We start from the raw sequence: 14354 nt of genomic DNA, 5'->3' as shown, positions 1-14354 counted from the left end.
TTTTAAAAGAAAAACGAAGGAAGCGGGGAGAGATAAAAAAAAAGAGCCTTGAAACGGCTCTTTTGGGTTTTGTCTGTGTATTCGGTTTTGCGGCAGAGCAATTGCTCTTTCATCGTGAGAAAACTCAGTTTGGTTTAACTAAGATTTTCACTTGATTTTTCTCTTTAATTAACGCACCGAAGCCTTCTTCTATCAAATCGTCAAGAACGATTTTTTTAGTAACGAGTTTATCTGCTGAGAAGTAGCCTTCTTTCATGAGAGAAAGGACGGCAGGGAAAATGTCACGGTAGCCGATAATGCCTTTGACGGTCCGCTCTTTTATGACGATATCGTTCGGATGGATTTCCGCTCCTTTTTCCCAGATGCTGACGATGACTGTTTCACCCGCGATGCTTGTTGATTGAATCGCTTGGCGGAGAACAACAGGGACGCCTGTTACTTCATAAGAAACATCAACGCCGCCGTTTGTGCGTTTCGCGATTTCTTCGACGACATCATCCGTTTTTGACGGGTCAATGATGATGGCGCCGAGTTCTTTTGCTTTTTCTTGGCGTTCAGGTGAGAGTTCCACCGCGTAAATATCTGTAGCGCCCGCTGCCTTCAGAGCTTCAATGACAAGCAGCCCGATCGGTCCGCAGCCAAAAACGGCAGCCGTGTCGCCCGCTTTTAATTTACTTTGACGGACGGCGTAAAGGGCAACCGCTGAAGGCTCAACAAGAGCGCCTTGTTCATAAGAAAGTTCTTCAGGAAGCTTAAACAGCAATTCTTCGTCGACGGAGACATATTCAGAAAATCCGCCGCCTCCTCCGGCTAATCCTAAAAAGCCCATTTGCTCATCAAGGTTGTAGGCTCCCTGGTGCCCGTGCGTGGCAAAAATCGGCTCAACGACAACACGGTCGCCGATGCTGTAATTTTTGACGCCCTCTCCGACTTCAACGACTTCACCTGAGAATTCATGGCCCATTGTGACAGGCGCTGTTTCGTTTGTTAATGGATGCGGTTTGCCGACCGGAATAAAGATAGGGCCTCCCAGATATTCATGAAGGTCGCTTCCGCAAATTCCGCACCATTTGACTTTGATTTTGACTTTTCCCGGTTCTGCTTTAGGTTCATCAATGTTTTCGATTCGAATGTCTTTTTGATTGTGCCATCTTGCCGCTTTCATTGATTATCACTCCTAGTCTGATAGAAACGAGTATAGGTACATGATCAATATGAACCGTGATGAATGGAATAAAGTGTTTCCTAAAGCCTGATTTCTCAAAATATATCATATTACGCAAATATCAATAGGCCTTATAAAAGTCCATATTGAATGCAGAAATACTCTAGGAATATTATACCTCTAATGATTTAAATTTTGTAGTATAATTTACCATGGAATTATATAGTGCAGGAAATTGTGTCATATTTGTGTGCCTGACTCCCTTCTAAGCTGTAATGAACATGTAAAGTGATTGAAATATTATAACAGTCTTCTTGGTGTATAATTTTGCCTAGTAGAAAACATGTCAGGAGGACGAAAGCTTGAAGAAGTTATTCTTAGCCATTTTGATTTTAGCAGGAAGTACGCTGGGAGCGATCAGTTACTCCTCTGATGCAAGTGCTAAAAAAGTGAGCGGAAATATTACGTGGTATAATGGAGTCGGCAAAAAAGGATCTTCCGGTAAAAAACTGGGACATTGGGATTGTGCGACAAAATTAGGATTTGACGTTCCGAGAAACGGAACAAAAATCAGAGCTTATGCGAAAGCAAAACCGAAAAAGGTTATTACAGTATATAAAAATGATGTCGGCCGTCTGCCGAATGCCGTATTGGATGTAAGCCCGAAAGCGTTCAAAGCGCTGGGATATCCGTTAAGCAAAGGAAGAGTAGCCGGACATTACAGCTATTAAAATAGACCATCTTAAAAAGCAAGGAGACTGATTCTTGCTTTTTCTGATTGACGGAGAGAATCATAATGAATAAAAAACGATTGATCTGGATCATCGCAGCGGCTGTTGCGGCGGCAGCGGTGATTGCGGCCGTTTTACTGATGAAAGGAAAAAGCGATGGAGGCGGGGCAGCCGTTGTTTCCGGCGGGCATGATAAGCTGCTTGTTTCCATTACAGACACTGATCTGCTGACGAAATATTACGAAGATGACCGAGTGCTGCTCGAGGAAAAACTCTCGGCGTATCCGGCTTTTGCGCTGGATGACGCTCATCAGGTGCTTTATTATGTCGGCAATAATGATCAGAATGAGATGCGTCTGTATAAGCTTGATGTAAAGACGAAACAAAAGAGCACACTGTATAAAGGATCGGCGAGCGCAGACAGTTTGTTTTTATCAAAGGATCTGTCACACATTTATTTCCGGCTGGGCAAAGCGGATGAGGATAACTTTCGCCTCGCGTCTTTTGACTTGAAAACAAAACGTTATGAAAATTTGTTTCCTGCGGCGGATAATAAAGACGACAGTGTCAGCAATTTCTTTTATAACCGCAAGAAAAACTCATTTGCGCTTCTGCATTATTCGGTGGAAGAGGACTATAAAAAAACGGATGAGGCAAATGAAAAGGGGACAGATCCTGAACCGGCCAAGGTGCATGTTGCGGCTGGAACGAGCGGCGCCCTTGAGAATCTGACGAGTCTTGAACAGTTTATCAGTGATGTGGCGATGTCACCTGACGGAAAGAATCTCGTTTTTACATCGTATACACAAAAAGGGACGGAACAAAAAGCGTCCATTCGGCTGATGAACGTCAAAACGAAAAAATATGAAACGATTATTTCAAATGAGAAGGATTTTACGCCGTTAATCGATGCTCAGCCTCAGTTTTCTAAAGACGGCAGCATCATTTATTTCATGGCGGAGGCCAAAGGAGCCAAGCGTCTGAAAGATGAAACCGGACGGAAAGCGAAGGTTCGCACCATTTACGCTTATCATCTGGATACGAAAAAATGCGAAAAAGTCTGGGAGAATGACAACGGCATTATCAACAGCTTTTCTGTCATACAATAACGTAAAAAACACTCAGCGCCAGCTGGGTGTTTTTTAATGAACAAAGCTGGCTGCGGCTGAGGCGAGCCATTTGAAGAATCGGAGAATCGGGACGGCGAAGTTAAGTGTTTCGATGAATGACTGGGCGGCAAGGTTGATTTTTTGCTGGTTTGACCTTTCTTTCAGAGCTTTATGCTGCTGATCGTTTTTCACGTCAATCACCCCTTTTTCTTCACGTTGTACCATAAAAAGGTAATGAAAACACAAAGACCTCTCATATGATGACATGGAGGCCTTCTCTATGTTTGAGAATCGTAAAAGGGAGGTCTAACTTGATGCCGTTTGACTGTTGTTTTGGAGATTCACCAACGAACGGACGCCGTCGATCATTTTACTGCCGCAAAGAGGGCATGTCGGGGTATCACTGGCGGCGGCAAAGTTTTTTCTGCTCCAGCCATTACAGTCCTCTTTCGTGCATTCCCACGTACCTACATCCTCTTTAGGCAGCGGTTCCTGATTACGTTTGTTGTAGTAAGACATAAAGTCACTTCTTCCCTTATGAATTTTAGTGCACACTTTCATTGTCTCATACTTTTCCCTAAACTCCTAATTCCTTTTTCTATCCGTATTTCCATTGAGGGGGACATCGCAACCTCCTGTTATTACAGTATATGCAAAAAAGTGCCATCGTATTTTTCCTTTTTTAAATCAAAAGCACCCTGCTGAAAAAGCGGGTGCTTTTTGCTTATGGCAGATCGGTTATTTCCATCGGCCTCATCATATCGTAATCTTCATGCTCTAAAATATGGCAATGCCAGACGTAGCGTCCGCTGTACGGGCCGAAAACCGCCGCGATTCTGATGACTTCTCCGGCGTGTGCTTGCACGGTGTCTTTCCATCCTTTCTCGCTTGGAGGCGGCGGAATGGCTGGTCCTGTATAGACAATATCGCCGAATTCGTTATACCGATCCATGTCAAATGGCCTTCGGTCAAGCACTTGAAAGGAAACCAAGTGAAGGTGAATCGGATGGGTTCCGCGTGTAGGGTTGATAATCGACCATATTTCTGTTGTCCCGAGTTTCGGCGCTTCTGTGACCGGATCATGCCATCGCTTGTTATTGAGTGTCAGAACCGGCCGGCCGTATTTGTCTTGAGTGTTTGTGAGCTTGAGCGTTCTGATGCGTTGGATTCTTTGGGCTGTCACGTCAGGCATGGCGGCAAGATATTTCGGCTTTCGGCTTGTGTCTTTTCCTTTAAGCGGCTTGGTGACGCGAAATTGCATAACGTTGGCGTCGGTATCCGGATTTACAGCGCCTCCGCAGCCGGTGCCGTTGGTTAAGATCATGTTTTCTCCATTAAAGGCGGAAAAATCGATGAGCACGTCATACCGCTCAGCCGGTGCTAAGCTGATTGACTGCGTTTTGACAGACCGGGGGAGCAGGCCGCCGTCAGAACCGATTTGGATAAAATGGATGCCGTTACTCAGTCCGAGCGTAAATGTTCTTGTATTGGACGCATTAAGGATGCGGAAACGGTATGTTCTCGGTTCCACTTCCATGTACGGCCAAGCTTTGCCGTTGACGAGAATGGTTTCCCCGCAAAGAAACGGAACGATTGAAGGTTTCGGCAGCGTTTCGGAAGGGTGATCCGGTCCGCTCGGATAAAACAGAGAACCGTCGTCATTTAATGTGCGGTCCAGAATCATGAGCGGCACGTCGTATTCTCCTTCAGGAAGCTTCAGCCGCTTTTCTTTTTGTTCGCGGATGATATACATGCCGGCAAGCCCGGCGTACACATTCAGCCTGGTGATCGCCATGGCGTGGTCGTGATACCATAAAAGCGCCCCGCGCTGTTTGTTTGGATAATGATATATTTCCTTCTCAAAATACGGTCCCGTTTCTTCAAAATTCCGGGTAAACCAGGCTTCCGGATAGCCGTCGCTGTCCGGCGGCGTCGCTCCTCCGTGTAAATGGACAACGGTTTTGACATCAGGTTCCGAATGTCCGCTTTCCGAATGGTGGATGGTATGATCTATGGGAAGAAAATGTCTCGGCGGCAGGTTATTCATCCATTTAACATACACGCTTTCATTTTGCTGCACATCGATTGTGGGGCCGGGAAACAACCCGTTGTATCCCCAAAGACGGGTCGGCGGAAGATCGCGGTGCAGCTTGTGATAGCATTCCTTCATGGTAACTTCATAGTAGGTGCTGCCGTTTGATTGCTTCTGAGGCTTTAAGGTTTCGATAATCGGAAGTTCATCTGCAAATTTCTCAAGTGCCATTATTCATCCTGTCCTTATCGTTTATTCAAATCCTGTACTACAGTTAATGCCGCCGGAAACAGGTTGGTTAAAAAAATACCCGCCCTTTTTTCAGGCGGGTGTTTCGGTTTATTGCGCAACACGGCTTTCGGAAGCGCTCTCTTTCGGTTTTTGTTTTTTGCGGAATACGTACGAGACGAGGACAATCAACGTAATAAATCCTGTCAGAAGAAATTCAGACCGCATTGAGCTGATAAACAGCATAGATAATAAAATTCCGCAAATGGCGATGATGGTCAGGTAGGTTAAGTAAGGGTAAAACCACATTTTGATTTTCAAAGACTCAGGGTCGGTCTGTTCGATTTTCTTTCTCATTTTAAGCTGAGAGACTGCGATAACAAGATAAACGAGCAGTGCAATCGCTCCTGATGAATTGACTAAAAATAAGAAGACGGTGTCGGGAGAAAAGTAGTTCATCACAACGGCAATATAAGAGAAAAAGGTGCCGGCGATGATGGCTTGAACGGGTACGCCTCTTTTGCTCAGTTTCATAAAGCGGCGAGGCGCCTCGTTTCGCTCTGCGAGTGAATAAAGCATTCTTGATGTGGTATAAAGCCCTGAGTTCAGGCAGGACAGAACCGCTGTCAGCACGATGAAGTTCATGATTTGGGCGGCTGCGGGAACCCCGATATGCCCCAAAACGGCAACGAAGGGGCTTTCTAAAATATTGGCTGAATTCCATGGAAGCAAAGTCACGACAACTGCAATGGAGCCGACGTAAAAGATGATGATGCGCCAAACGACTGAGCGGGTTGCTTTCATCACAGATTCGACCGGATTTGATGTCTCACCCGCTGCGATCGCAACAATTTCAGAGCCCATAAAAGAAAAAATGACGACGACGATACCCAGCAGGACAGAACTGATGCCTTGCGGGAAAAATCCGCCATTGCCCGTCAGATTGGCCAGTCCGACCGGTTTGCTGCCGGGGGCAATTCCGAAAATAAAAGCAAAGCCCACGATTAAGAAGACAACGATGGTGGCCACCTTAATCAAGGAGAGCCAGTATTCAAATTCACCGAAGGATTTGACTGAATAAATATTTGTCAGCGTTAATAAGACAGTCAGAAGCAGACTCGTCAGCCATAACGGAATGTCAGGGAACCAGTACTGAATGATTCCGGCTCCTGCAATGGCTTCAATGGCAATGACAATGACCCAGAAAAACCAATACAGCCACCCGATCGTATAGCCGGCCCACGGGCCGATGGCATCATGCGCATACTGTGAAAACGAACCGCTTGTCGGGTTGACGGAAGACATTTCCCCGAGCATTCTCATAATAAAAATGACTAAAAGTCCGGCCAATGCGTATGAGACAATGGCTCCCGGTCCTGTCGAATGAATGACTGAGCCGCTTCCTACAAATAAGCCGGCCCCGATCACGCCGGCGATTGAAATCATCGTCATATGCCGGGTTTTTAACCCCTTCGATAAAGAATTAGGCTGGTTCATTCTTTGCCTCCTTTGATTTTATTTATGCTGAATATTCCGACAAGTATTATTCTATCATAAATGAATATGACAAATAGAAATTGTGTGAGGAAATGTAACATTTTTCTTCGTGTGGCAGCTGAACAAGCCTGAAATGCCGGAAGAAAAAAGAAAAAATTTTCTGTCATTGTGACCATTTAAGAGAATTGTATTTTATTCCAAAAAAGGCCGATGGCAAGAAGCCTTGGTACGATTGGTATTAGAATGGTTTTTGCAAAAGAAATTAATTTGCGTTGATCCAAAAAAGTTCTATGCTCACTATTTTTCTGTGGAGAGTGAATCATGTTTCTATAGACCCACTGCGCCATCGCTTTGTATGATGATGAAAGAAAAAATGTGAACGGGAAGGAGGTTTTTTCAGTGGAGAGATATAATGAATTGAAAAAAGGCGAAACCGGAGCGATTGTCAGTATTGCCGCATATGCTGTATTGTCCGCGGTAAAGCTTGTGATCGGTTATTTATTCCACTCTGAGGCGCTTCTTGCCGACGGGTTAAATAACACGACTGATATTGTGGCATCTGCCGCTGTTTTCATCGGTTTGCGCATCTCTCAAAAACCTCCAGACGAAGATCATCCTTACGGGCATTTTCGGGCGGAAACCGTCGCATCGCTCATTGCTTCTATTATTATGATGCTGGTGGGGATGCAGGTGCTGTTCAGCGCCGCGGAATCTATTTTCTCTGTGAAAGAGGAGACGCCTGATATGATCGCCGCATGGACTTCGGCGGGCAGCGCCGCTGTTATGCTGATCGTGCACCGCTATATAAAAACGCTGGCTGAAAAGGTAAACAGCCAGGCGCTGCAAGCCGCCGCGGCTGATAATAAATCCGATGCACTCGTCAGTATCGGCACGTTTGTCGGTATTTCCGCGTCGCAGTTCCAGTTGGCCTGGGTTGATACGGTCACTGCGTTTATCATCGGTTTGATCATTTGTAAAACCGCTTGGGATATTTTCAAGGAGTCCTCACATTCGTTAACGGACGGCTTTGATGTCAAGGATATGTCTGATTATAAAAAAACGATTGAACAGATTGCGGGCGTCAGCCGCTTAAAAGATATTAAAGCAAGGTATTTGGGCAGCTCCGTCCATGTTGACGTGGTGATTGAGGTATCGCCAGATTTGAATATTAAAGAAAGCCATGATATTGCTAATGAGGTAGAAAGAAAAATGAAAGAGGAGCATGCCATTGACCATTCACACGTTCACATGGAGCCTCTGCAGCTTAGTAAATGAATCAGAAAAGCTTCCTTTCACAGGGAAGCTTTTTTACTGTCGGGGACTGGAAAAAATTTGCTGAGAACGTTTTTTTATACTGGATATATTTTGTGGTAAAGTTAGGTTACGATAATTGAAATTTGAGAGATGACTAGGAGGAAAAGAATGGCTTATAAAGAAGAGCTGCATCCGCTGCTGGGTAAAGCCGTTGACCATATTGGAAAAGTAATCATAGGAAAAAGAGACGCCGCCATACTCAGTCTGGCCGCCATTCTTGCTAAAGGACATGTGCTGTTAGAGGATGTGCCGGGAGTCGGGAAAACCATGATGGTCCGTGCTTTGGCTAAATTGATCGGAGCAGACTTTAAAAGAATTCAGTTCACCCCGGATCTGCTGCCGTCAGATGTCACGGGTGTCTCTATTTACAATACGAAAACGATGGAATTCGAATATCGCCCCGGCCCTATTATGGGGAACATCGTGCTGGCCGATGAAATTAACAGAACCTCTCCGAAAACGCAATCTTCTTTGCTTGAGGCAATGGAGGAGGGGAGTGTCACGATAGACGGAAAGACGATGCCGCTGGCTGAGCCGTTTTTCGTGATGGCTACTCAAAACCCGGTCGAATATGAAGGGACATACCCGCTTCCAGAAGCCCAGCTTGATCGGTTTTTATTTAAGCTGAAGATGGGCTATCCGACTGCCGAGGAGGAGCTTGAAGTTTTGTCTTTGCAGGAAGGTCGAAATCCGCTTGAAACAATGGAACCGGTTATTTCTAAAGAACAATTTATCAGCCTGCAAAAAAATTTGGAGCAGGTGCAGGTGGATGACGGCGTTAAAGCATACATCGTCGGCATCACCCAGCAGACACGCCGGCATCCGTCTGTGCATTTAGGCGTAAGCCCGCGGGGTTCCATATCCTTGATGAAAGCGGCGCAGGCTTATGCACTGCTTCACAATCGCGATTATGTCATTCCTGACGATATTCAGTATCTGGCCCCGTACACATTGCCGCACAGGATGATTCTGCATGCTGAGGCGAAATTTAATGAAGTAACGCCGGAAGCGGTTATAAAGGAAATCCTGTCATCGGTGAAAGTTCCTGTTCAAAGGGCGTCGGTCCGCTGATGAAAAAGAAAGTGTATTGGCTGGTATATGGCTGGAAGCTGCTCGTGCTGATCATGCTGATGGCAGCGGTTTTCTCATATGCCATGTTTCAGGGCGGCTTTGTGAGCTGGTTTTTATTTTATGCATTTTTGCCGTTTACAGTGTACGCCGGCTTGCTCGCGCTGTATCCGCTGCGGGCGTTTCAGGTGACGCGTGAAGCATCGGCCGCACAATTAACTGCGGGAGACGAACTTTTCGTGACAGTTACGCTGAAGCGGCGCCTGCCGTTTCCGCTGATGTATATGGTGATTGAAGATGTGATGCCGGAAACGCTTGGTGAAAGGCGTCATGCCAAAAAGCTTATGTTTCCGTGGTTCCGAAAAAAACTGACGCTTCACTATCAATTGTCGCCAGTTCCCCGCGGAGAGCATCATTTACATACCGTAAGAGTGCGGACCGGCGATGTTCTCGGGCTTTTGGAAAAAACGGCGTCCTTTACAATCGCGGATACGATTTTAGTCTATCCGGCGTATTCGCAGCTTCGTTACAAGCCGTATGCAGCCCGGCAGGAAGAAGGAGCGGGTGTGGCTGCGCCGTTTCATATGCACCGCTCCACAGTTGCCGCGAGCGTCAGAAATTATCAGCCGGGCGACCGGTTTTCTGCGGTTGACTGGAAAACATCGGCGCGCCGCAATGAATTAATGACAAAGGAATTTGAACCGCTAACGAGCATGAATCTGGTCCTGTTTTTGGATTGCCAGTCGTCTCCTTCGTTTGAAGCAGCGGTGTCAGCGTCTGCTTCCCTTCTTTATACAGTTTTAATCGGCGGCTCTTTTGCCGGGTTTGTTCCATTGGGTAATGAACGCACTGTCTTTCCGGTTCAGGAAGGTGAGCAGCATTTCAGAAATATACTGCGTTACTTAGCGTCAGCCGCTGATGTGAACACGAATCCGATCAGCCGTCTAGGGGAAGAACTGGCAAACCGGCGCGTGCGGCAGGCCGTGATTGCCGTCGTTACGGGCAGGCTCTCAGAGGAGCTGCTGGCGCAGGCTGAGGCCGGCTCAGCAAGCATGACCGTTTTCGTTGCGAAAGAAACGAATGCCGCGCTTCCGGAATTGGAACGGAAACTCGCTATCCGCTTCGCTCAAAAGAATATCAATGTACAAATGATCAGGGACGGACGGGTGTCTCATGTTGTTTAGAAAGAGAGGTGGCGCGCCGCATGCCGCATGACGAGAACCAGGGAAGCAGGCTGAGCTTGCTGCTGTTTTATTTTCTCGCTTTTTTATTGTTATGGGAATGGCTCAGGCCGCTGCACAATTTTACGGATACAAAACATACAGGTTTTTTCATTGTATTTATCGGCCTGACATTTCTAATGTCATTTTTTCGGATGAGATGGTACGTAACTGTGCCGTCTTGCATCCTGTTTACATTAATCAGCATTCATATTTTGTTTTATAAAGGATCAATTTTGAATCCGGGATGGCTCAGCTCTTTTTTACAGGACGTGATGCTGAATGCCGGGCACATCGGAACCGGAAGATGGAATGAGATGAACCCGTCTTTCCGGACATTGCTGTTTTTTGTGCTTTTATGGCTGCTCGTGTATTTGCTGCATTACTGGGTGATTTATCAGCGGAAAATTTTATTCTTTTTTATCATTACGGTGGCGTATATTACGGTGCTTGATACATTTACGCCTTATGATGCCACATATTCCGTCATCCGGATTGTCTTTATCGGCTTTCTCATGATGGGGCTTTTGTACATGGAGCGCATTCGCCTGACGGAAAACATCGCGTTTAAGAAAAGGTTTATCGCCAAATGGTTTTTCCCTCTGGCGCTTTTCATCTGTGCTTCTGTCGTATTCGGCCTGGCCGCTCCGAAATCAGAACCGAATTGGCCGGATCCCGTCCCGTTTCTCAAAAAAATCACCAATCATCATCAAGTGCCGGCCGCTGAAAGCAAAATCGGCTACGGCAACCATGATGAAACGCTGGGCGGCCCTTTCCAGCAGGATGACACGCCCGTATTCACATGGAAAGGAAAAGAACGGGCGTACTTCCGCGTGGAAACGAAGGATACGTATACGGGAAAAGGCTGGGTGGAAACCGATCAAGGCATGTCCTATAAAATTGACAGGGGAAACGTGGAAGACCTGTGGTTTGACCGGAGTGTACAGACAAAGCGTTATACGGCGCAGGTGTCCATCGACAAAAATTACCTCTATAATCATGTGATGTATCCGATCGGCCTATCCAAGATTAAGCCGAAACAATCCGTCCAGCTTGAAATGAACGGGAACACTGAGCAAATCACACCCGTCAGTGAGCAAGTGGGCAACATTCGGAATATGGGGCGGTATACGCTGACATTTCAGTCGCCGGTCTTTAAACTGAATGAACTCAGAAAGGTGAAAGTAAAGCAAAATCGCGAGCAAAATCAATTTAATGACCGGTATTTACAGCTTCCTGAGAATCTGCCGGAAAGGGTGGAGAAACTCGCAGAGAAGCTGACGCGCGATCATCATAATATGTTTGATAAAGCGAAAGCGATCGAAGATTATTTAGGGTCTTCCGCCTTTTCGTATAACACGCAAGACGTCGCAGTTCCGAAACAGGATCAGGACTATGTCGATCAGTTTCTTTTCGAAACGAAAAGAGGCTATTGCGATAACTTTTCTTCAGCGATGGCCGTGCTGCTGAGATCGGCGGGAATTCCGGCCCGCTGGGTGAAGGGGTATACCTCCGGGGAATATAAAGCAGCCGGGAACCAAAACGGATCGATTTATGAAGTGACCAATAACAACGCCCATTCATGGGTTGAGGTTTATTTTCCGGATCAGGGCTGGGTCACATTTGAGCCGACAAAAGGGTTCACCAATCCGACGGAATTTACGTCAGATATGAAAAGTTCTGCAAAAAACGGCAGCGGCTCATCAGAAAAATCGGAGAAATCTTCCGAGAAGCAGCGTGAAGAAACAAAGCTGAAAAAGGAAGCTGCGCCGAAAGAACAAGAAAAGCGCAAGTTTACGCCGAAACCGGCTTTGCATAAACAAGCGGCGGCACATCTTTGGCCGTATGCCGCGGCTATTATCATTATTGCAGCGGCAGCGGCGCTCGGCTGGATTTTCCGTTCGCGATGGATTCCGTTTGCTGAAGCCGCCAGGATGAACCGTCGTACAGATGAAGATGCGTTTTTTGACGCATATGCCGCATTGCTCCGCCAGCTGAAAAGAAAAGGATACGGCAGGGGTGACGGTGAAACGCTGCGTGATTTCGCCGCGAGAATAGACGCTGCATACGAAACAGAAGATATGTCTGAACTCACGCTCCGCTACGAGCGGGTCTTGTACCGCAATGACAATCCAGCCGAGCTTTGGAATGAATCGAGACAGTTGTGGGAAAATATAATTAAAAGAAGATAGTCTTGACCGCATATGTTCCTGTTGTTAGAATAAATGAATGTTAAATGGGAGCGCGGGGGCGTTAAAACCGGGCTCCGAACAAGCCTTGCCGACAGAGGGCGGAACGTGTGTCCTCCGTTTTTTTCTGTGTCAAAAACTTAGAGGAGATTAGGTGACAACCATGACGAAGTTAGTGAATGAAATGATTCTTGTTCTTGATTTCGGCAGTCAGTATAACCAGCTGATTACCCGCCGGATCCGTGAATTTGGTGTATATAGCGAGCTGCATCCCCATACATTGACAGCTGAAGAAATCAAAGAAATGAATCCAAAAGGAATTATCCTTTCGGGCGGACCGAACAGTGTGTATGATGAAGGATCATTCCGCTGTGACGAAAAAATCTTTGAACTCGATATCCCTGTACTGGGTATCTGCTACGGCATGCAGCTGATGACTCATTACCTCGGAGGTAAAGTGGAAGCAGCCAGCCAGCGTGAATACGGAAAAGCGAACATTCACATTCAAGGCACTCCTGATTTGTTCAAAGAACTTCCTGAAGAGCAAGTGGTATGGATGAGCCACGGCGACTTAGTCGTGAAAGTGCCGGAAGGATTTACAGTAGACGCGACAAGCCATCACTGCCCTAATTCAGCGATGAGTAAAAAAGACAAAAAATGGTACGGTGTTCAGTTCCATCCGGAAGTACGCCATTCAGAATACGGAAATGACCTTCTGAAAAACTTTGTCTTCGACGCTTGTGAATGTAAAGGCGAATGGTCAATGGAAAACTTTATCGAAATCGAAATGCAAAAAATCCGGGAAACAGTCGGAGACAAACAAGTGCTTTGCGCTTTGAGCGGCGGAGTTGACTCTTCTGTCGTAGCCGTTTTGATTCATAAAGCGATCGGCGACCAGCTGACTTGTATCTTCGTTGATCACGGCTTGCTGCGTAAAGGCGAAGCGGAAGGCGTCATGAAAACGTTCAGCGAAGGCTTTAACATGAACGTGATTAAAGTTGACGCGCAAGAGCGTTTCCTGAACAAGCTGAAAGGTGTATCTGATCCGGAGCAAAAACGTAAAATCATCGGTAATGAATTTATTTACGTGTTTGATGATGAAGCGGACAAGCTCAAAGGAATCGATTACCTTGCGCAAGGAACGCTTTACACAGATATTATCGAGAGCGGTACGGCGACTGCCCAAACGATCAAATCACACCACAATGTCGGCGGGCTTCCTGAAGACATGCAGTTTGAATTGATTGAGCCGCTGAATACGCTCTTTAAAGACGAAGTGCGTGCGCTCGGCACGGAACTCGGCATTCCTGATGACATTGTATGGCGCCAGCCGTTCCCTGGACCGGGTCTTGGCATCCGTGTTCTCGGCGAAGTGACCGAGGAAAAACTTGAAATCGTTCGCGAATCAGATGCGATCCTGCGCGAAGAAGTGGCGAACCACGGCCTCGAACGCGACATCTGGCAATACTTCACCGTTCTTCCTGACATCCGCAGCGTCGGCGTCATGGGAGATGCGAGAACGTACGATTACACAATCGGCATCCGCGCCGTGACATCAATCGACGGCATGACATCTGATTGGGCGCGTATTCCTTGGGATGTGCTTGAAGTGATCTCAACACGAATCGTAAATGAAGTCAAACACATTAACCGCGTCGTGTATGACATTACGAGCAAGCCGCCTGCAACGATTGAGTGGGAATAAATAAAGTATCCGAAAAACGTCTCTTACAAAAAGAGACGTTTTTTTTCTTTCTTGTCATCTTTTTGAAACCGTTTTGGTGTGTTTCATATCTAACAA

General features: G+C 46.5%; 12 protein-coding genes. 7 read left to right on the top strand and 5 right to left on the bottom strand.

Annotated elements, in window-relative coordinates; all coding sequences use genetic code 11:
• Positions 1–124: 124 nt before the first annotated feature.
• A complete protein-coding gene (locus AXI59_RS12220; RefSeq protein WP_061520185.1) occupies positions 125–1165 on the bottom strand; it encodes a 2,3-butanediol dehydrogenase in 1041 nt (346 codons plus the stop codon).
• Between the two features lie 362 nt (positions 1166–1527).
• Between AXI59_RS12220 and AXI59_RS12215 the strand changes: the two genes are divergently transcribed.
• Both AXI59_RS12215 and AXI59_RS12210 read left to right on the top strand, forming a co-directional pair.
• Positions 1528–1896, top strand: coding sequence for a septal ring lytic transglycosylase RlpA family protein (locus AXI59_RS12215; protein ID WP_061520186.1), 369 nt, complete (start codon positions 1528–1530; stop codon positions 1894–1896).
• 65 nt (positions 1897–1961) lie between these two features.
• On the top strand, positions 1962–3005 hold the full coding sequence (locus tag AXI59_RS12210; protein WP_061528358.1) for a PD40 domain-containing protein: 1044 nt from the start codon (positions 1962–1964) through the stop codon (positions 3003–3005).
• 33 nt (positions 3006–3038) lie between these two features.
• Here AXI59_RS12210 and AXI59_RS20035 read toward each other — a convergent pair whose 3' ends face one another.
• The 4 genes from AXI59_RS20035 to gabP all read right to left on the bottom strand — a co-directional run bounded on the left by AXI59_RS20035 (position 3039) and on the right by gabP (position 6762).
• The gene (locus tag AXI59_RS20035; protein ID WP_167348374.1) at positions 3039–3197 is read right to left on the bottom strand and encodes a hypothetical protein; all 159 of its coding nucleotides are present in this window, start codon (positions 3195–3197) and stop codon (positions 3039–3041) included.
• A 114-nt stretch (positions 3198–3311) separates the two neighbouring features.
• Positions 3312–3524, bottom strand: coding sequence for a cold-shock protein (locus tag AXI59_RS12200; RefSeq protein WP_061520189.1), 213 nt, complete (start codon positions 3522–3524; stop codon positions 3312–3314).
• 205 nt (positions 3525–3729) lie between these two features.
• Positions 3730–5268: an outer spore coat copper-dependent laccase CotA gene (gene cotA, locus AXI59_RS12195; RefSeq protein WP_061528356.1), complete on the bottom strand. Its 1539-nt coding sequence runs from the start codon at positions 5266–5268 to the stop codon at positions 3730–3732.
• 108 nt (positions 5269–5376) lie between these two features.
• On the bottom strand, positions 5377–6762 hold the full coding sequence (gene gabP, locus AXI59_RS12190) for a GABA permease (protein WP_061520191.1): 1386 nt from the start codon (positions 6760–6762) through the stop codon (positions 5377–5379).
• 399 nt (positions 6763–7161) lie between these two features.
• On the opposite strand from gabP, the gene AXI59_RS12185 reads away from it, so the two are divergent.
• From AXI59_RS12185 to guaA, 5 genes are all read left to right on the top strand, one after another.
• Complete coding sequence (locus AXI59_RS12185) at positions 7162–8037, top strand: cation diffusion facilitator family transporter (RefSeq protein ID WP_061528355.1); 876 nt, start codon at positions 7162–7164, stop codon at positions 8035–8037.
• Between the two features lie 147 nt (positions 8038–8184).
• A complete protein-coding gene (locus AXI59_RS12180) occupies positions 8185–9147 on the top strand; it encodes an AAA family ATPase (RefSeq protein ID WP_061528354.1) in 963 nt (320 codons plus the stop codon).
• Positions 9147–10328, top strand: coding sequence for a DUF58 domain-containing protein (locus AXI59_RS12175; RefSeq protein ID WP_061528353.1), 1182 nt, complete (start codon positions 9147–9149; stop codon positions 10326–10328). Before AXI59_RS12180 ends, AXI59_RS12175 begins: the two co-directional genes overlap by 1 nt.
• A 20-nt stretch (positions 10329–10348) precedes the next feature.
• The gene (locus tag AXI59_RS12170) at positions 10349–12556 is read left to right on the top strand and encodes a DUF4129 domain-containing transglutaminase family protein (RefSeq protein ID WP_061528352.1); all 2208 of its coding nucleotides are present in this window, start codon (positions 10349–10351) and stop codon (positions 12554–12556) included.
• A gap of 160 nt (positions 12557–12716) precedes the next feature.
• Complete coding sequence (gene guaA / locus AXI59_RS12165) at positions 12717–14258, top strand: glutamine-hydrolyzing GMP synthase (protein WP_061528351.1); 1542 nt, start codon at positions 12717–12719, stop codon at positions 14256–14258.
• Positions 14259–14354 lie beyond the last annotated feature (96 nt).

Source organism: Bacillus nakamurai, from assembly GCF_001584325.1.
Taxonomy (GTDB): Bacteria; Bacillota; Bacilli; order Bacillales; family Bacillaceae; genus Bacillus; species Bacillus nakamurai.
The sequence above is the reverse complement of the archived record's forward strand: the minus strand, read 5'-3'. Positions and strand labels throughout refer to the sequence as shown.